The sequence below is a fragment of the Fodinibius salsisoli genome (genome assembly GCF_026229185.1).
GTDB classification, from domain to species: Bacteria; Bacteroidota; Rhodothermia; order Balneolales; family Balneolaceae; genus Fodinibius; species Fodinibius salsisoli.
Genome location: NZ_JAGGJA010000027.1, coordinates 1 through 15,204, shown reverse-complemented (window position 1 = coordinate 15,204; position 15,204 = coordinate 1). Strand labels below are relative to the sequence as shown.

Annotated in this window: 31 protein-coding genes; 1 reads left to right on the top strand and 30 read right to left on the bottom strand. The window is 42.5% G+C overall.

Annotated elements, in window-relative coordinates; genetic code table 11:
* A partial coding sequence (locus J6I44_RS20370) for a hypothetical protein (protein ID WP_265768117.1) occupies positions 1-183 on the top strand: 183 nt, incomplete at its 5' end.
* Between the two features lie 194 nt (positions 184-377).
* Here the strand turns inward: J6I44_RS20370 and rplQ are convergent.
* From rplQ to J6I44_RS20220, 30 genes are all read right to left on the bottom strand, one after another.
* Positions 378-893, bottom strand: a complete 516-nt coding sequence (gene rplQ / locus J6I44_RS20365) for a 50S ribosomal protein L17 (RefSeq protein ID WP_350356728.1) — start codon at positions 891-893, stop codon at positions 378-380.
* A 15-nt stretch (positions 894-908) separates the two neighbouring features.
* The gene (locus J6I44_RS20360; protein WP_265768116.1) at positions 909-1,889 is read right to left on the bottom strand and encodes a DNA-directed RNA polymerase subunit alpha; all 981 of its coding nucleotides are present in this window, start codon (positions 1,887-1,889) and stop codon (positions 909-911) included.
* A 32-nt stretch (positions 1,890-1,921) separates the two neighbouring features.
* Positions 1,922-2,527 carry a 30S ribosomal protein S4 gene (rpsD, locus tag J6I44_RS20355; protein WP_265768115.1) on the bottom strand — a complete coding sequence of 202 codons (606 nt, stop codon included), beginning with the start codon at positions 2,525-2,527 and terminating at the stop codon, positions 1,922-1,924.
* A 22-nt stretch (positions 2,528-2,549) separates the two neighbouring features.
* Entirely contained in the window at positions 2,550-2,954 is a 405-nt protein-coding gene (gene rpsK, locus J6I44_RS20350; protein ID WP_265768114.1) for a 30S ribosomal protein S11, read from the bottom strand.
* Between the two features lie 16 nt (positions 2,955-2,970).
* A complete protein-coding gene (gene rpsM / locus J6I44_RS20345) occupies positions 2,971-3,351 on the bottom strand; it encodes a 30S ribosomal protein S13 (protein ID WP_265768113.1) in 381 nt (126 codons plus the stop codon).
* Positions 3,352-3,368: 17 nt separating this feature from the next.
* Positions 3,369-3,485 (bottom strand): 50S ribosomal protein L36, encoded by a 117-nt coding sequence (gene rpmJ, locus J6I44_RS20340; RefSeq protein ID WP_142716052.1) that lies wholly within the window; start codon positions 3,483-3,485, stop codon positions 3,369-3,371.
* 26 nt (positions 3,486-3,511) lie between these two features.
* Positions 3,512-3,730 carry a translation initiation factor IF-1 gene (gene infA / locus J6I44_RS20335; RefSeq protein WP_020404818.1) on the bottom strand — a complete coding sequence of 73 codons (219 nt, stop codon included), beginning with the start codon at positions 3,728-3,730 and terminating at the stop codon, positions 3,512-3,514.
* 2 nt (positions 3,731-3,732) lie between these two features.
* Positions 3,733-4,539: a type I methionyl aminopeptidase gene (gene map, locus J6I44_RS20330; protein ID WP_265768112.1), complete on the bottom strand. Its 807-nt coding sequence runs from the start codon at positions 4,537-4,539 to the stop codon at positions 3,733-3,735.
* Complete coding sequence (gene secY, locus J6I44_RS20325) at positions 4,536-5,846, bottom strand: preprotein translocase subunit SecY (RefSeq protein ID WP_265768111.1); 1,311 nt, start codon at positions 5,844-5,846, stop codon at positions 4,536-4,538. The genes map and secY overlap by 4 nt, the downstream gene beginning before the upstream one ends.
* 18 nt (positions 5,847-5,864) lie before the next feature.
* Positions 5,865-6,326: a 50S ribosomal protein L15 gene (gene rplO / locus J6I44_RS20320; protein ID WP_265768110.1), complete on the bottom strand. Its 462-nt coding sequence runs from the start codon at positions 6,324-6,326 to the stop codon at positions 5,865-5,867.
* A gap of 33 nt (positions 6,327-6,359) precedes the next feature.
* Positions 6,360-6,884: a 30S ribosomal protein S5 gene (rpsE, locus tag J6I44_RS20315; RefSeq protein ID WP_265768109.1), complete on the bottom strand. Its 525-nt coding sequence runs from the start codon at positions 6,882-6,884 to the stop codon at positions 6,360-6,362.
* Between the two features lie 11 nt (positions 6,885-6,895).
* A complete protein-coding gene (gene rplR / locus J6I44_RS20310) occupies positions 6,896-7,273 on the bottom strand; it encodes a 50S ribosomal protein L18 (RefSeq protein ID WP_434084243.1) in 378 nt (125 codons plus the stop codon).
* Between the two features lie 5 nt (positions 7,274-7,278).
* Entirely contained in the window at positions 7,279-7,836 is a 558-nt protein-coding gene (gene rplF / locus J6I44_RS20305; protein ID WP_265768107.1) for a 50S ribosomal protein L6, read from the bottom strand.
* 18 nt (positions 7,837-7,854) lie between these two features.
* On the bottom strand, positions 7,855-8,247 hold the full coding sequence (gene rpsH / locus J6I44_RS20300) for a 30S ribosomal protein S8 (RefSeq protein WP_265768106.1): 393 nt from the start codon (positions 8,245-8,247) through the stop codon (positions 7,855-7,857).
* 20 nt (positions 8,248-8,267) lie between these two features.
* Positions 8,268-8,537: a 30S ribosomal protein S14 gene (rpsN, locus tag J6I44_RS20295; RefSeq protein WP_265768105.1), complete on the bottom strand. Its 270-nt coding sequence runs from the start codon at positions 8,535-8,537 to the stop codon at positions 8,268-8,270.
* 25 nt (positions 8,538-8,562) lie between these two features.
* Positions 8,563-9,114 carry a 50S ribosomal protein L5 gene (rplE, locus tag J6I44_RS20290; RefSeq protein WP_265768104.1) on the bottom strand — a complete coding sequence of 184 codons (552 nt, stop codon included), beginning with the start codon at positions 9,112-9,114 and terminating at the stop codon, positions 8,563-8,565.
* A gap of 14 nt (positions 9,115-9,128) precedes the next feature.
* Positions 9,129-9,467: a 50S ribosomal protein L24 gene (gene rplX / locus J6I44_RS20285; protein ID WP_265768103.1), complete on the bottom strand. Its 339-nt coding sequence runs from the start codon at positions 9,465-9,467 to the stop codon at positions 9,129-9,131.
* Between the two features lie 14 nt (positions 9,468-9,481).
* The gene (gene rplN / locus J6I44_RS20280) at positions 9,482-9,850 is read right to left on the bottom strand and encodes a 50S ribosomal protein L14 (protein ID WP_265768102.1); all 369 of its coding nucleotides are present in this window, start codon (positions 9,848-9,850) and stop codon (positions 9,482-9,484) included.
* Between the two features lie 23 nt (positions 9,851-9,873).
* Complete coding sequence (gene rpsQ / locus J6I44_RS20275; RefSeq protein WP_265768101.1) at positions 9,874-10,137, bottom strand: 30S ribosomal protein S17; 264 nt, start codon at positions 10,135-10,137, stop codon at positions 9,874-9,876.
* A gap of 7 nt (positions 10,138-10,144) precedes the next feature.
* Positions 10,145-10,351, bottom strand: a complete 207-nt coding sequence (rpmC, locus tag J6I44_RS20270) for a 50S ribosomal protein L29 (RefSeq protein WP_265768100.1) — start codon at positions 10,349-10,351, stop codon at positions 10,145-10,147.
* Between the two features lie 24 nt (positions 10,352-10,375).
* Complete coding sequence (gene rplP, locus J6I44_RS20265) at positions 10,376-10,798, bottom strand: 50S ribosomal protein L16 (RefSeq protein ID WP_265768099.1); 423 nt, start codon at positions 10,796-10,798, stop codon at positions 10,376-10,378.
* A gap of 18 nt (positions 10,799-10,816) precedes the next feature.
* The gene (gene rpsC, locus J6I44_RS20260) at positions 10,817-11,554 is read right to left on the bottom strand and encodes a 30S ribosomal protein S3 (RefSeq protein ID WP_265768098.1); all 738 of its coding nucleotides are present in this window, start codon (positions 11,552-11,554) and stop codon (positions 10,817-10,819) included.
* Between the two features lie 14 nt (positions 11,555-11,568).
* Positions 11,569-11,943: a 50S ribosomal protein L22 gene (gene rplV, locus J6I44_RS20255; protein ID WP_265768097.1), complete on the bottom strand. Its 375-nt coding sequence runs from the start codon at positions 11,941-11,943 to the stop codon at positions 11,569-11,571.
* A gap of 6 nt (positions 11,944-11,949) precedes the next feature.
* Positions 11,950-12,246, bottom strand: coding sequence for a 30S ribosomal protein S19 (gene rpsS / locus J6I44_RS20250; protein ID WP_265768096.1), 297 nt, complete (start codon positions 12,244-12,246; stop codon positions 11,950-11,952).
* A 6-nt stretch (positions 12,247-12,252) separates the two neighbouring features.
* The gene (gene rplB / locus J6I44_RS20245; RefSeq protein ID WP_265768095.1) at positions 12,253-13,092 is read right to left on the bottom strand and encodes a 50S ribosomal protein L2; all 840 of its coding nucleotides are present in this window, start codon (positions 13,090-13,092) and stop codon (positions 12,253-12,255) included.
* Between the two features lie 14 nt (positions 13,093-13,106).
* Positions 13,107-13,397 carry a 50S ribosomal protein L23 gene (gene rplW, locus J6I44_RS20240; RefSeq protein WP_265768094.1) on the bottom strand — a complete coding sequence of 97 codons (291 nt, stop codon included), beginning with the start codon at positions 13,395-13,397 and terminating at the stop codon, positions 13,107-13,109.
* Between the two features lie 2 nt (positions 13,398-13,399).
* Entirely contained in the window at positions 13,400-14,041 is a 642-nt protein-coding gene (gene rplD, locus J6I44_RS20235; RefSeq protein ID WP_265768093.1) for a 50S ribosomal protein L4, read from the bottom strand.
* Between the two features lie 15 nt (positions 14,042-14,056).
* Positions 14,057-14,686, bottom strand: a complete 630-nt coding sequence (rplC, locus tag J6I44_RS20230; RefSeq protein ID WP_265768092.1) for a 50S ribosomal protein L3 — start codon at positions 14,684-14,686, stop codon at positions 14,057-14,059.
* 19 nt (positions 14,687-14,705) lie between these two features.
* A complete protein-coding gene (gene rpsJ, locus J6I44_RS20225) occupies positions 14,706-15,017 on the bottom strand; it encodes a 30S ribosomal protein S10 (protein WP_073068579.1) in 312 nt (103 codons plus the stop codon).
* 61 nt (positions 15,018-15,078) lie between these two features.
* The coding region (locus tag J6I44_RS20220) for an EF-Tu C-terminal domain-related protein (RefSeq protein ID WP_491536874.1) at positions 15,079-15,204 on the bottom strand (126 nt) is incomplete at its 5' end.

The following is a 15,204-nucleotide window of genomic DNA, read 5'->3' as shown; positions in this document are numbered from 1 at the left end:
GTCTCATCTGAGGCGCCTAAAAGGCCACCTCGACAAGGGCTCGACGTGCGATCGTCTGTATATTCTCAATATGGCAAAGAACACGTTGTGCTGCCTCAAAATACGCTGCTGCACTTCCCAAGAGTACCTACAAGCGGGGCCGCTGAATGCGACACCCTTTCCTCCAAGGCGATGCAAGTATAAGAAGTTTTAAATCAACTTCCAAACTTAATTTCAGCGGATTTCAAAGAGCATGAAAGGGGTTTAAAACTACTCCCCTTTCGGAGCGTTGCAAAGATAACAACCTTACAACTTAAATCCAAATAATAAATTGGATTTTATTACAGGTTTAAAAATACAAGCTAAACCTGATATTCTGATCAATAATAGAACAAAAACTATTCTTCTTCCAAAGAAGTACTATCCTCTGTAGAATCTGCCTCACTTACAGGCTCAGACGTTTTTTGGTCTGATGTATCCTTACCTGAGGTGGATTTGTTAGACTTGCCAGATCTACGTGTACGCTTCTTCTTTTGGCTATCCTCTGGCTTGATATCATTGTAATCAACAAGCTCTATGACAGCCATTTTTGCGCCATCTCCCGATCGATTACCAATCTTTATAACTCTGGTATATCCTCCAGGGCGATCCATCGCTTTTTGGGCAACTTCCTCAAACAAATGAGAAACCACCTGTTTATCCCTAAGCTTTGAAAAAACCTGACGACGATTATGCGTCGTATCTTCCTTCGCTTTGGTTATCAGCGGCTCTACATAGCTTCGAAGCTCTTTAGCTTTTGCTTCTGTAGTCACAATTCGATGCTCTTTAATAAGTGCCACCGAAAGTGAACTTAATGTCGCCTTACGATGTGAAGGCGTTCTGCCCAGTTTTCGACCTTTAACTAAATGACGCATTTCTTTCTAATATCTTTATGAATTATCTAAATACTTAGTAACATCCATACCGAAGTGCAGGTCTTTACCTTCAATGACTTCAACCAGTTCGGCTAAGGACTTTTTACCAAAATTTCGGAATTTCAACAGATCTTGCTCATCACGAGTAACCAGCTCACCAATGGTATTGATATTTGCTGACTTCAAACAATTGTATGAACGAACACTCAGATTCAAATCCTCAATGCTGGTTTTTAACAACTTTTTAATACGTTGTTTTTCTGCATCAACCTCTTCTTCTTCCTGAGTAAATGGCTCATCAATTTCCTCGGTAATAAATTTCTCAGTATGCTCTTTGAGAATTTTTCCAGCAATAGTAAGAGCCTCTTTAGAATTGATAGACCCATCGGTAGTAATATCCATTACCAACTTTTCATAGTCGGTATGCTGGCCTACACGAACATTTTCTACATCAAACTCGACCTGTTTTATAGGAGTATAAATCGCATCAATAGGAATAATATTGACGTCCTCTGAAGTGTCTATATTCTGTTCTTCTGCAGGAACATAGCCTCGTCCCCTTCCCAGTCGAAGTTCAATCTCTAATTCAGCACCTTCCGAAAGGGTAGCAATTATCTGATCAGGATTTAACACTTCATAATCAGCCGTTGCTTCATCAATATCAGCTGCCTTAAGTGTGCCTTCTCCTGATTGGGATAGATGCACTACTCCACTACTTTGCTCTACCTGCTTAAACCGAACTTCCTTGAGGTTAAGAATAATTTCATAAACATCTTCTTTAACCCCTTCAATGCTGGAATATTCGTGCTCAACGCCTTCAATTTTAATGGCGTTAATTGCTATTCCTGGAAGGGAAGACAAAAGAATACGGCGAAAAGAATTACCGACCGTTACCCCAAAACCACGTTCAAGGGGTTCTAAGATAAAGGTTCCAAACGTATCAGTTGCCTCCTCTACATTAAGAGGATCAGGCATTTGTATGCTGTAATTGCTCATAATAAAAGCGTTTTCACACTAAATGATTAAAATTACTTAGAGTAAAGCTCAACAATTAGCTGAACATTAATATTTTCAGGAATTTCTTCCATTTCAGGCACATTCAAAAACTTGCCTGCCATCTTCTTTTTATCAACCTCAACCCATTTAAATCTCCGGGTTGGTGCATGCTCGAGCGAATCATTAATCACTTCGAGTGTTTTTGATTTAGGTCGAACACTAACAACATCTCCTGGCTTAAGCTGATAAGAGGGGATATTGACCACTTGTCCATTAACTACAATATGCTTATGGCTAACAAGTTGTCGGGCTTGTCTACGTGTCCGGGCAAAACCAAGACGATAAACCGTATTATCTAATCGGCTTTCGAGATACTGAAGCAGAATTTCACCAGTAACTCCATCCTTGGCATTTGCTTTGTCGAACAGATTTGAAAACTGCTTTTCCAACAAGCCATAGGTATATTTGGCTTTCTGCTTTTCCTCAAGCTGAATAGCATATTCAGACTTTCGGGAATAGCGAGAGCGCCCATGCTGCCCAGGCCCATAAGGTTTACGTTCCAGTGCTTTACTGGGACCGAAAATAGGCTCCCTAAATCGTCTTGCTTTTTTCTGTTTTGGACCTCTATATCTTGCCATAATAAATGCTAAACCTTCTTCTTTAAACTCTTCTTCTTTTGGGTGGCCTACAACCGTTATGTGGTATAGGCGTTCTATCTTTAATAGCAGTAACTTCAAGACCGCTTGAAGCTAAAGCCCGTACTGCAGCTTCTCTACCAGAACCAGGTCCCTTCACAAATACTTCAACTCGTCGGAGTCCCATCTCGTATGCTGCTGTAGCTGCTGTTTCTGCACTCAATTGTGCAGCATAGGGCGTATTTTTTCTTGAGCCCTTGAAGCCCTCTTTACCAGCGGAGGACCATGAAATTGCATTCCCATCAGCATCAGTTACGGTTACCAGAACATTATTAAAGGTTGCCTTAATGAAGGCCATTCCATTAGGGTCTGATAACTGCTTTCTACTTCTTCGTTTTTTGCCCGGAGATCGTCTTTTCTTCTTTGCCATTTATTTTTCAGTATTCTTATGTTCGTGGAGCTGATTTCTTACCGGCTACAGTACGGCGCTTCCCTTTTCGTGTTCGGGCATTAGTCTGAGTATTCTGTCCGCGTACCGGCAATCCTTTTCGATGTCGGGTACCACGGTAAGAACCAATCTCTATCAGGCGTCGAATATTGGCTTTTACTTCACTCCGTAAATTACCTTCGACGGTATGCTCATTATCTATCTTAGTACGAAGTTCGGTAACCTGATCATCGGTCCAATCCTTGACCTTAGTATTAGGATCGATCTCTAACTCATCAAGTATTGACTGAGCAGTAGATTTTCCAATACCAAAGATATAGGTTAACCCTATTTCGCCTCTTTTTTCTTTCGGTAAGTCTATTCCAGCAATTCTTGCCATAAAACTATCCAGATTTATTATCCTTGCCGTTGCTTGTGGCGTGGATTCTTCTTGTTAATTACATATACACGACCGTTTCGTCGTACAATTTTGTCGTCAGAACTTCTTTTTTTAACTGAAGATCGGGTCTTCATAATACTAAAACTCTTTTAGTTAGATTTTATTTATAACGATACGTTATGCGTCCCTTACTTAAATCGTAAGGTGACATTTCCACGGCAACACGGTCGCCGGGAAGAATTTTAATATAATACATTCTCATCTTTCCTGAGACATGAGCCAAAATTTCATGTCCATTGTCAAGTTCGACGCGAAATTGTGCGTTAGGTAACGCTTCAATAATTTCGCCATCTTGCTTAATAGGCTCTTGTTTAGCCATCGTTAAATGTCTGCGTTAATTCGATTTTTCGTTATCTCTCTAATATAATCAAAAGTACTGAGAATTTCAGCCTTTCCTTCACGGACCACAATATCATGTTCAAAGTGAGCCGCATTTTTCTTATCAGCGGTGACAACAGTCCAGCCATCTTCGAGAGTTTTTACCTTCCAGCTACCCAATGTTATCATGGGTTCAACAGCCAGTGTCATACCAGATCGTAACCGCTTGCCTCTTCCTGCTTTCCCAAAATTGGGTACCGAAGGATCTTCATGAAGCGATTTTCCAAGACCATGTCCGACAAGATCCCGGACAACGCCGTAACCTTCAGCTTCGCAGTATGTTTGTACAGCATTTGAAATATCTCCCACCTTATTACCATGGGTTGCCTGGTCAATACCTTCATACAGTGATTCGAGCGTAGTCCGCAATAACTTAATTGTTTTTGGATCACACTCACCAACTGCAAAAGTATATGCATGATCGCCGAAATATCCTTCTTTTTCGACTCCACAATCTATAGAAACAATATCACCTTCTTTAAGTTCCCTCTTCTCGCTGGGAATACCATGAACCACTTCTTCATTCACAGAAATACAAAGCGTACCTGGAAAAGGATTACTTTTGGGGCCATACCCTTTAAAAGCAGGCCTGGCATCATGTTTCTGTATAAATTCTTCTGCGACTCGATCTAACTTCGCAGTGGTAACGCCAGGTTCAATATGTTTGGCCACTTCGGCCAGCGTTCGCGAGACAAGCTGCGCGCTTGTTCGCATTTTTTCAATTTCGGATTCACTTTTTAGAAAAATCATCCGGCTCGACGACGTCCCTTCATTCTTCCGGTCTTCATAAATCCATCATAATGACGCATCATTAGATGACTTTCTATCTGCTGTAGCGTATCAATGGCAACCCCAACAATAATTAACAAGCTGGTACCGCCATAGAACATTGCAAAACCAGGGGTAACTCCTAACCGTGCAGCAAAAGCGGGCAATATAGCAATAAACCCTAAGAAGATAGCTCCTGGTAAAGTTACTTTCGTCAAAATATTATCAATAAATTCTACGGTTTGATTACCGGGACGTATTCCGGGAATAAAACCTCCTTGCCGCTTCATAGTATCCGCCATTTCTCGCGGATTAACAGAAATTGCCGTATAGAAATATGTAAAGAACACACAGATAATAAAGAATATTATCGAATAGGTAATTCCTGTAAAATCGGAAGACCATGCTGTTAACATTTGTACCGTGGCATTCTCTGGGAAGAAGGTACCGATAGTACTTGGAATAAACATGATAGACTGTGCGAAGATAATGGGCATTACACCTGCTGCGTTCACCTTCAATGGCAGGTACTGCGTAGTACCTCCATACACTTTCCTTCCCACAACACGCTTTGCATACTGTACCGGAATCTTTCGAACTCCCTGTGTAAGCAACACACAAAAAGCAATAACTAATATCAGCGCAGCAATTTCAACAATGACGATGATAGCATTTGCAGAAGTCGTTACCTCATTAACCAGACTCGCTGGCAAACGGGCGATAATTCCAATCATAATTAAGATCGAAATACCGTTTCCAATACCACGATCCGTAATACGTTCACCCAACCACATCACAAAAGCCGTACCCGCTGTTAAAACAATAACAGAGGTAATAACGAAGGTTACATTCCCAACAATAATTGCATTGGGAGAGGTAGCCATCAGGTTAATTGCAAAACCAATAGCCTGAACTGCTGTAATACCAATGGTTCCATAACGAGTCAACCGATTTATTTTACGACGTCCTTCTTCCCCTTCCCGCTGTAACTTCTGGAAATAAGGAACAACAGCACCCATCAGCTGAATAATAATAGCTGCAGTAATGTAGGGCATAATTCCTAATGCAAATACCCCGGCCCGTGAAAAGGCGCCGCCCACAAACATATCAAAAAGTCCCAGCAGGCTGGAAGCATTTCCAGTTTGCTGAACCAGCTGAGAAGCATCTACGCCTGGGAGTGTGACATAACTACCTATACGGTAGACCATTAAGATACCAACGACGTAGAGGATACGATTTTTCAGCTCCTCAATTTTAAATATGTTGCGAAAGTTTTCGACTAAACTCATCTAAGAAAGAAACTATTGTTAATTCTCAATAAATGATATACTACCACCAGCATCTTCAACCTTTTCCTGGGCTGATTTGCTCGCTTTATGTACTTCTATGTCAATAGAAGTTTCAATTTCGCCATCTCCTAAGAGCTTAACTAAATCATTCTTGCCAGCGAGACCAGCCTCAATAATATCATCAAGGCTAATTGTTGAGTCCTTCAATTTACCCGCTTCAAGGAACAGATCAATGGTTCCAACATTAACAGCTACGTATTCTTTCCGGAATGGATTGTTGAATCCCCATTTAGGCACAATACGCTGAAGGGGCATCTGACCACCTTCAAACCAAAAGCGCTCCTTATAACCGCTTCGTGCACGCTGACCATTATGTCCCTTTCCTACCGTATGGCTTCCATATCCCGAACCTTCCCCGCGCCCAATGCGCTTGGCCTTTTTCTTATTGGGTTCAGGAGCTTTTAAATTACTTAAATCCATTATTCTGTAATTGTATTAAATTCCTTAGATCAATTATCCTTCAAACACTTTGTTCAACGATATTCCACGTCGTTCTGCAACTTCAAGCGGATCTGTAAGATTTTTCAGCCCGTTGTAGGTTGCTTTTACCATGTTATGGGGATTTGAAGATCCTACCGACTTAGTAAGAATATTCTGCATACCTGCAATATCAAGCAGTGCTTTTACAGGTCCGCCAGCGATAACACCGGTACCTTCGGAGGCAGGCCGTAACAATACTTCACCAGCTCCTTCCTTACCCGTAATAGTGTGATAGATGCTCCCGGTCTTTGTCATGGGAACTCTAATCAGGTTCTTCTTGGCATTATCAAACCCTTTTTGGATGGCATCAGAAACCTCATTGGCTTTTCCAAGGCCATGCCCCACCACTCCGTCTTTATTTCCAACTACAACAATTGCGTTAAAGCTGAAACGGCGTCCACCTTTTACAACCTTCGAAACCCGGTTAATATGAACCAGCTTTTCTTCGAGGTTCAAATTCTTGGGAGCTACGTTATGTCTTCTTCTTATTTTTGGCATAATAAATCGTTTTAAAAGTCTAATCCACCTTCGCGAGCACCATCTGCAAGTGCTTTAATTACACCGTGATATTTATATCCACTGCGGTCAAAAACGGCTTTATTGATTCCTTTTTCGTCTGCAAGTTGCGCTAAATGTTTTCCAACAGCTTCGGCGGCTTCTTGCTTAGTCTTTCCTTCAACCTCATCCGAAAGCTCATTACTCTGTGTAGAAGCTGAAGCAAGTGTTTGCCCCATCAGATCATCGATCAACTGGGCATAAACATGCTTATTGCTTTTATAAACACCTAAGCGAGGTCGCTCGGCCGTTCCTCGTACTGTGGCACGAATACGTCGGCGTATTTTATCTCGGCGTAACCGTTTTTCTATTGTCTTATCCATTGTAATAATTCTGATTAAGCTTTAGCAGCAGATTTACCGGCTTTTCTTCGAACCCACTCACCCACATATCGAATACCTTTACCGTTGTACGGCTCTGGTGGACGTAGTGATCGAATCTTAGCGGAAACCTGGCCAACCAATTCTTTATTAATTCCAGAAACAATGATCATTGGATTGTTTCTACTCTTGGTATCTACTTCAATTTCTATCCCGTCCGGAGCTACAAAGTAGATCGGATGAGAGAATCCAAGCGTGATTTCCAGGATACCATTGCTAATAGAGGCACGATATCCAACACCAATAATTTCAAGTTCTTTTTTATACCCTTCTGAAACTCCCGTAACCATATTACTAATAAGGGATCTGTAAAGTCCATGCAACGATCGCTGGCTTTTTTCATCAGAGCTTCGTGTTATCAAAAGTTCACCATCTTTTTCTTCCACGCTGATGGTTTCATCTACCTGCAAAGAGTCGCTGCCTTTGCCACCTTTAATTGTGACAACATTGTCAGCATCAATGCTAAATTCGACATCATCTGTTAATTCAATCGGCTGATTTCCGATACGAGACATAATTCTATTGCTTTAGTTTTAATAAACAGTGCATAAAACTTCGCCACCCACATTTACCTTACGGGCCTCTTTGTCGGTCATAACACCGCGCGAAGTTGACAGGATAACAATACCCAAGCCGTTAAGAGCTCGCGGGATATCACCAGCCCCACAATATTCACGCAATCCTGGTTTGGATCGGCGCTTCATCTTTTTAATAACCGGCTGACCATAAGCATCATACTTCAGGAAAAGCCGGAGCATCCCCTGCTTTCCATCATCAATATTGATGTACTTATTGATATATCCTTTGTCTAACAGGATCTTGGTCATTGCCCGCTTAAGCTTAGATGCGGGGATATCCACTCGACGGTGGCCTGCCTGCTGAGCATTTCTAATTTGTGTTAAATAATCTGAAATTGGATCAAACATAGAAGTTCTTCGTTATATTGTTACCAGCTTGCTTTACGGATCCCAGGAATCTTTCCATCCAATGCAAGTTCTCGAAATTTAATCCGGGAAATACCATACTTCCGGATATAGCCTCGAGAGCGTCCGGTTAAGCTGCACCGATTATTCAATCGTGTGGGGCTTGAATTTCGGGGGAGCTTTTGCAACTCTTCCCACTTGCCCTCTTCCTTAAGCTTTTTACGCTTTTCGGCATATTTCTTTACCATTCGCTTTCGCTTCCTATTACGTGCTATCCAAGCTGCTTTTGCCATAATGAATTATGCTTGTGTAAGTAGATTAATTTCGTTTCTGAAACGGCATTCCAAATTCTTTCAATAAGGAATAAGCCTCTTCGTCAGTTTCAGCAGATGTAACAAAAGTCACATCCAGTCCATGGATTTCATCAACCTCTTCGGTATTAATCTCTGGAAAGATTGTATGCTCTTTAATACCGAGCGTATAATTACCGCGGCCATCGAAACTTTTATCAGGCACACCCTGAAAGTCTCTGGTCCTTGGCAATGCCAGGTTGATTAGTCGATCCAAAAACTCATACATCTGCTTTTTTCGCAATGTTACCTTGCATCCGATAGGCATTCCTTCTCGAGTTTTAAAATTCGAGATAGATTTCTTTGCCTTGGTAGTTACAGGATGCTGTCCGGTAATCTTGCCAACATTATCAACGACAGTGTCTAACCGTTTTTCATTCTCTACGGCTTCACCGACTCCACAGTTAATTACTATCTTTTGAAGCTTTGGGACAGCCATGATGTTTGCATATTCGAACTGTTCCCTTAGGTTCGAGATAATGTTGTCTTTGTATTCGGTATAAAGTCTTGCTTCAGCCATTCTATAATTCCTTCTTATTTATCAATAATCTCGCCACTTTTCTTGGCATATCGTACCCATCGACCGTTGCCTTCTTCCTCAATGCGCTTCCGGCCGATGCGAGTTGGTTCTCCAGTAGATGGATCTATAACCATCACATTTGAAATGTGGATAGAAACTTCTCGTTCAATACGTCCACCTTGCGGATTCTCCTGGGTGGGTTTATCATGATGCACTCGCATGTTAATGCCTTCAACCAAAACGCGTTCGTCTTGAGGAAATACAGCCAATATACGGCCTTCTTTTCCTTTTTCGTTTCCAGCAATGACTTTTACTTCATCACCTTTTTTAACATGTAATTTCTTCTGTGGCATAACTAAATTCTGTTTTAAAGCACTTCGGGCGCAAGCGAAACAATGCGCATATAATTCTTTTCGCGTAATTCTCGTGCAACCGGCCCAAAAATTCGTGTTCCGATCGGTTCACTTTCCTTGTTAATGATTACAGCAGCATTTTCATCAAATCGAATATAACTGCCATCACTACGACGGATTTCTTTTTTAGTACGTACGACAACTGCATTCACAACTTCCCCTTTCTTAACATTACCACCGGGGATAGCTGTCTTTACAGAGCAAGAAATAAGGTCACCAATGCTGGCATACCGCCGCTTGGAGTCTCCAAGTACTTTTATACACTGAAGCTCACGGGCTCCGCTGTTATCGGCAACTTTTAACTTTGTTTGAGCTTGTACCATTGCTAATTCCTAATATGTGTCCGTTATTTTGCTCGTTCAATAATCTCAACAAGGCGCCAAGTTTTTCGCTTAGAAAGCGGTCGGGTAGATGTGATTTGGACAACATCACCCTCGTTAGCCTCATTATTTTCGTCATGAGCCATATACTTGGTCGTCTTGGTAATAAATTTACCATAAATCGCGTGCTTAACCTGTCGGTCTACTGCAACAGTAATGGTCTTATCCATTCTGTTACTTACCACGCGACCTGTTCGTTCTCTTCGTTGTACTCGTTCAGTTTGTGCCATAATTCAATTATCCAGCACTTTCTTCTTGTTCTTTTTCAGTAATAATCGTGTGCAGACGAGCAATTTCTCGTCGGGTCATCGGTACACGGGCCGGATTTTCAAGCTGTCCGGCTATTGCACGATTGAATTTCATATCCTGCAATGCCTCCTTCTCATCCTCAAGGCGTGCTTTAAGTTCTGTAATCGTCAGTTCTCTAAGTTCGTGTGCTTTCATGCGTATTTAATAATCCTTTGAAAATTAAGGTCCGTCGTAGTCCCGACGTACAATAAATTTCGTTTTAATTGGAAGTTTATAATCAGCACGTCGCATTGCCTCGCGAGCCAATTCTAGAGGCACACCAGCAATTTCGAACAAAATTCTTCCCGGCTTAACAACTGCCACAAACTCTTCAACAGCACCTTTACCTTTACCCATTCGGGTCTCGGCCGGTTGCGAAGTTTTGGGCATATCCGGAAATATTCGAATCCAGGTCTGGCCATCACGCTGCAACTGCCGGGCAATTGCAATACGGCAAGATTCAATCTGCCGTGATGTGATGTACTTTGGCTCCATAGCCTTCAGACCAAAATCGCCGTGGGCTAATGTATGGCCTCGTTGAGCAGTGCCTTCCAGACTTCTTCGGTGCTGACGGCGGCGTCTTACACGTTTTGGTTCAAGCATGATTAATTAATTTCAATATTAGTTTCTTCGATTTCTTCGTTTTCGACGCGAGCGGCGTTTGCCTCCTCCGCGACGTCCCCGGGAATCATCTTTTTGCTGTGTATGGGCATCACCAGGAGTAAGTTCAATATCCCCCAGAATTTCTCCTTTGAAAATCCATACCGTTACTCCAATAGATCCATAAATGGTGTTGGAGGTAGTATTGTAATAATCAATATCAGCCCGCAGCGTATGCAAAGGAACTCGTCCTTCTCGATACTGTTCGGTACGAGCCATTTCGGAGCCTCCCAAACGCCCTGCGCAACGAATCTTAATGCCTTTAGCACCCATTCGCATAGCCGATGAGATAGCCGTCTTCATAGCCCGGCGGAACGAAATACGTGCTTCGAGCTGCTGCGCAATATTTTGAGCAACCAAGCTGGCATCTGTTTCAGGCCGCTTAATCTCACTTACATTAATCTGCACTTCTTTACTCGTAATTTTCTTCAGCTCTTCGCGGAGCAATTCAATCTGCTCTCCCCCTTTACCAATAATAACACCGGGGCGGCTGGTTTTAAGTGTAAGAAGTATTCGTTTAGGTGTACGCTCAATAATTACGCGTGATAACCCACCACTTTGAAGACGAGTGTGCAAATATTCGCGCAACTTAGTGTCTTCATATAATATTTCGGGTTCGTTTTCTTCGGAATACCAGTTGGAATCCCAACCGCGAATAATACCGAGTCTTAAACCTACTGGATGTGATTTCTGTCCCAAGGTATTGTCGTTTATTAATTAACTAATTCTTCTTCTTTTTTAGCCACTGTAACATTAATGTGGCAAGTGCGCTTGCGAATCTGATGGGCACGCCCCATCGGAGCCGGCTGTATTCGTTTCAAAGTGGCTCCTTCATTTACAAAAATTTCTTTGACCACCAAGTCTTGGTTATCGAGCCGTGCTTCCTGAAACTTATCTCGAATATTAGCAGCAGCCGACTTAATAACTTTTGCAACGTCTGGAGCAGAAGCTTTATTGGTAAATTCAAGCTTTTTTAAAGCTTTAGCTACATTCTCTCCTCGAACGGCATCTACTACCAAGCGAACCTTGCGTGGAGATCGCCGTAAGTGCTTTTGAATCGCTCGTGCTTCAAATTTTTCTTCAGCCATAATTCTTTACTGTCCTGGTTTTCTGGGTGCTTCTCGAGTTTTTGTCTTTTCAGGGTGGCCGCGGAACGTTCTTGTGGGCGCAAATTCACCCAACTTATGACCAACCATATTTTCGGTAATAAAAACGGGGATAAACTGCTTCCCGTTATGAACGGCAATAGTCAGGCCAACAAAGTCTGGAGTAACCATTGAACTACGGGACCAGGTTTTGATGACATTCTTTTTGCCGCTTTCATTCATTGCATCGACCTTACGCTGTAACTTGTAATATACGTAAGGTCCTTTTCTGAGCGATCTTGGCATAACTAATTACTTTTTAGACTTTTTTCGACTTCGAACAATATAGCGATCCGAAAGCTTCTTACGTTTGCGGGTCTTCAATCCTTTAGAAGACTGTCCCCACGGTGAACGCGGATGCCCTCCAGATGACTTTCCTTCACCACCACCCATTGGGTGATCGATTGGGTTCATAGCAACACCACGAGTATGTGGGCGCTTACCTTTCCATCTGCTACGACCGGCCTTTCCAAGCGAAGTATTGAAATGATCAGGATTACTGGTCGTACCTACAGTAGCGAAGCAAGTACCGAGAATCATACGGACTTCTCCAGAAGGCAACTTAACGGTCACATATTTATCCGTTTTTGCTACCATCTGAGCGACTGTACCAGCACTTCGGCATAACTGAGCACCCTTACCAGGGTTTAACTCAATATTATGGATAAATGTACCCGGCGGCATGTGCTTCATTGGCATTGCGTTGCCAGCATCTGGCTCAATCGCAGATTCACTACTAATAATTTCATCACCGACTCCCAAATTATTGGGAGCAATAATATATCGTTTCTCCCCATCGGCATATGCTACCAGTGCAATACGAGCAGAACGGTTAGGATCATATTCAATCGTCTGAATCTTAGCCGGGATATCATACTTATTCCGGTTAAAATCGATTTGACGATAACGCCGTTTATGTCCACCACCACGATGGCGAGAGGTCATTCGGCCCTGTTTGTTTCTACCACCCGACTGTTTTTTGCCTTTAACAAGACGTTTAACCGTCGGTTTGCTAACCGTTACGTCGTCAAACACAGGTGCAGTTCTGTGCCGAGAACCAGGTGTTGTAGGCTTTAGTTTCTTCGTTGACATTAGACTAATGCTTTCTAAATTTCACTAAAGAAGTCTATTTCACCTTCTTTAAGCGTTACAATTGCTTTCTTCCAAACTTTTGCTCGACCCTCAACATATCCGCTCGCAGTAAATCGTCCTTTCGGCTTAGAAGGCATAATCATCGTATTTACTTTCTTGACCTCAACCTCTGGATAACGATCAAGCACTGCTTGCTTGATATCCGCTTTGGTTGCATATTTATCAACCTTAAAAGCGTACTTACCTTCTTCTTGGAGTCGTGTTAACTTCTCAGTAATTAATGGCTTCTGTAATACTTCACTCATGCTTAAACCTCCTCAGCGGGTTCAATAGATCCTTCTAAAACATCAACCGCACTATCCTGAATGAGGATAACATCGGCATCCAAAATTTGATATGTCGTCGGCTTGTTGGCCTCCAGAACAGTTACATTTGGGATGTTACGAGCTGACTTGTAAACAACCTTGTCAGTCTCTGCTGTAAGGATCAATACTTTTTGATCTTCAATTTCCAAACCTTTTAGGATATCAACGACCTTTCTCGTTTTGGGCTCATCAAAGCTGAAGTCATCAACGACTTTCACATTCTCTTCTGATGCTTTGATGGATAAAGCCGACTTACGAGCTAACTGTCGAGATTTCTTAGGCAGCTTGTGCGAATAACTGCGGGGCTTAGGTCCAAAAACCGTGCCACCACCTTTGAGCAACGGCGAACGAATTGATCCACGACGAGCCTGTCCAGTACCTTTCTGGCGATAAGCCTTTCGACCTCCACCGCGGACTTCTCCTCGCTCTTTCGTCTTTGCCGTTCCTTGTCGCTGATTCGCCATGTAACGGCGTACATCTTCATAAATAACGGTTTCATTAGGCGTTACGGAAAAAATTGTATCCGCTAAATCTGCCTCGTTACCGCTATCCTTACCTTCAGTTGTATAAATCGGAAGCTTCATTTCAACTTAGTCTTACTATCTATTGTAAATTTCTACAAACCGTCCATTGGGGCCAGGAATAGAACCGGTAACCATCATTAGATTCGACTCAGCAAATATTTTTGCCACCGTCAAATTTTTAATCTTGGTCCGCTCATTTCCACTTCGCCCGGCCATCTTAATTCCCGGGAATACACGTGCAGGATCAGAAGCCTGACCAATAGAACCCGGATGTCGTTGACGGTTATGCTGGCCATGAGTTGCTTCTCCAACACCGCTGAAGTTATAGCGCTTTACTACACCAGTAAAACCTTTCCCTTTGGAAACGCCAACAACATCTACACTGCTACCAATTTCAAATATATCTTCAACATTCAGTTCGTCTCCAACTTCCTGGTCTTCAGGAATGAAGTTTCTGAATTCTTTCACATAATGCTTAGGCGATGCTCCAGCCTTTTCAAAATGACCTAATAAAGGCTTTGAAACGTTCTTGGCTTTTTTATCAAAAGCAGCAAGTTGAACAGCTTCGTAACCATCTGACTCTTCTGTTTTAATTTGCGTAATAACGCAAGGTTCAACTTCGATAACAGTTACCGCATAGTTGCGGCCTTCATCATCGAATATATTGGTCATTCCGACTTTTTTTCCTATTAAACCACTACTCATTGTTCAGTGATTGATAATGTTACACTTTAATTTCTACGTCAACACCAGAGGGCAACTCCAGCTTCATCAAGGCATCTACGGTTTGCGAACCGGTTGATAAAATATCAATCAACCGCTTGTGAGAACGATACTCAAACTGCTCACGAGCCTTTTTATTCACATGTGGCCCTCGCAGCACCGTAATGATGTTCTTCTTCGTCGGAAGTGGTATCGGTCCCGATACAACAGCTCCCGTGGATTTTACCGTCTGAATAATTTTTTCAGCCGATTTATCGATCAGGTTATGATCGTATGACTTTAGCTTAATTCGAATCTTTTGTTGTGTAGCCACAGCTTATCTATTTATTAACAGCGCCAGGAAACAAGATTGCCTCCTAACGCTTAAGCAATTCTTATTCAATAATTTCAGTTACCACGCCGGCGCCGACGGTGCGGCCTCCTTCGCGGATCGCAAATCGCAACCCTTCCTCCATGGCTACCGGCTGGATCAACGTCACGTCCATCGTTACGTTGTCGCC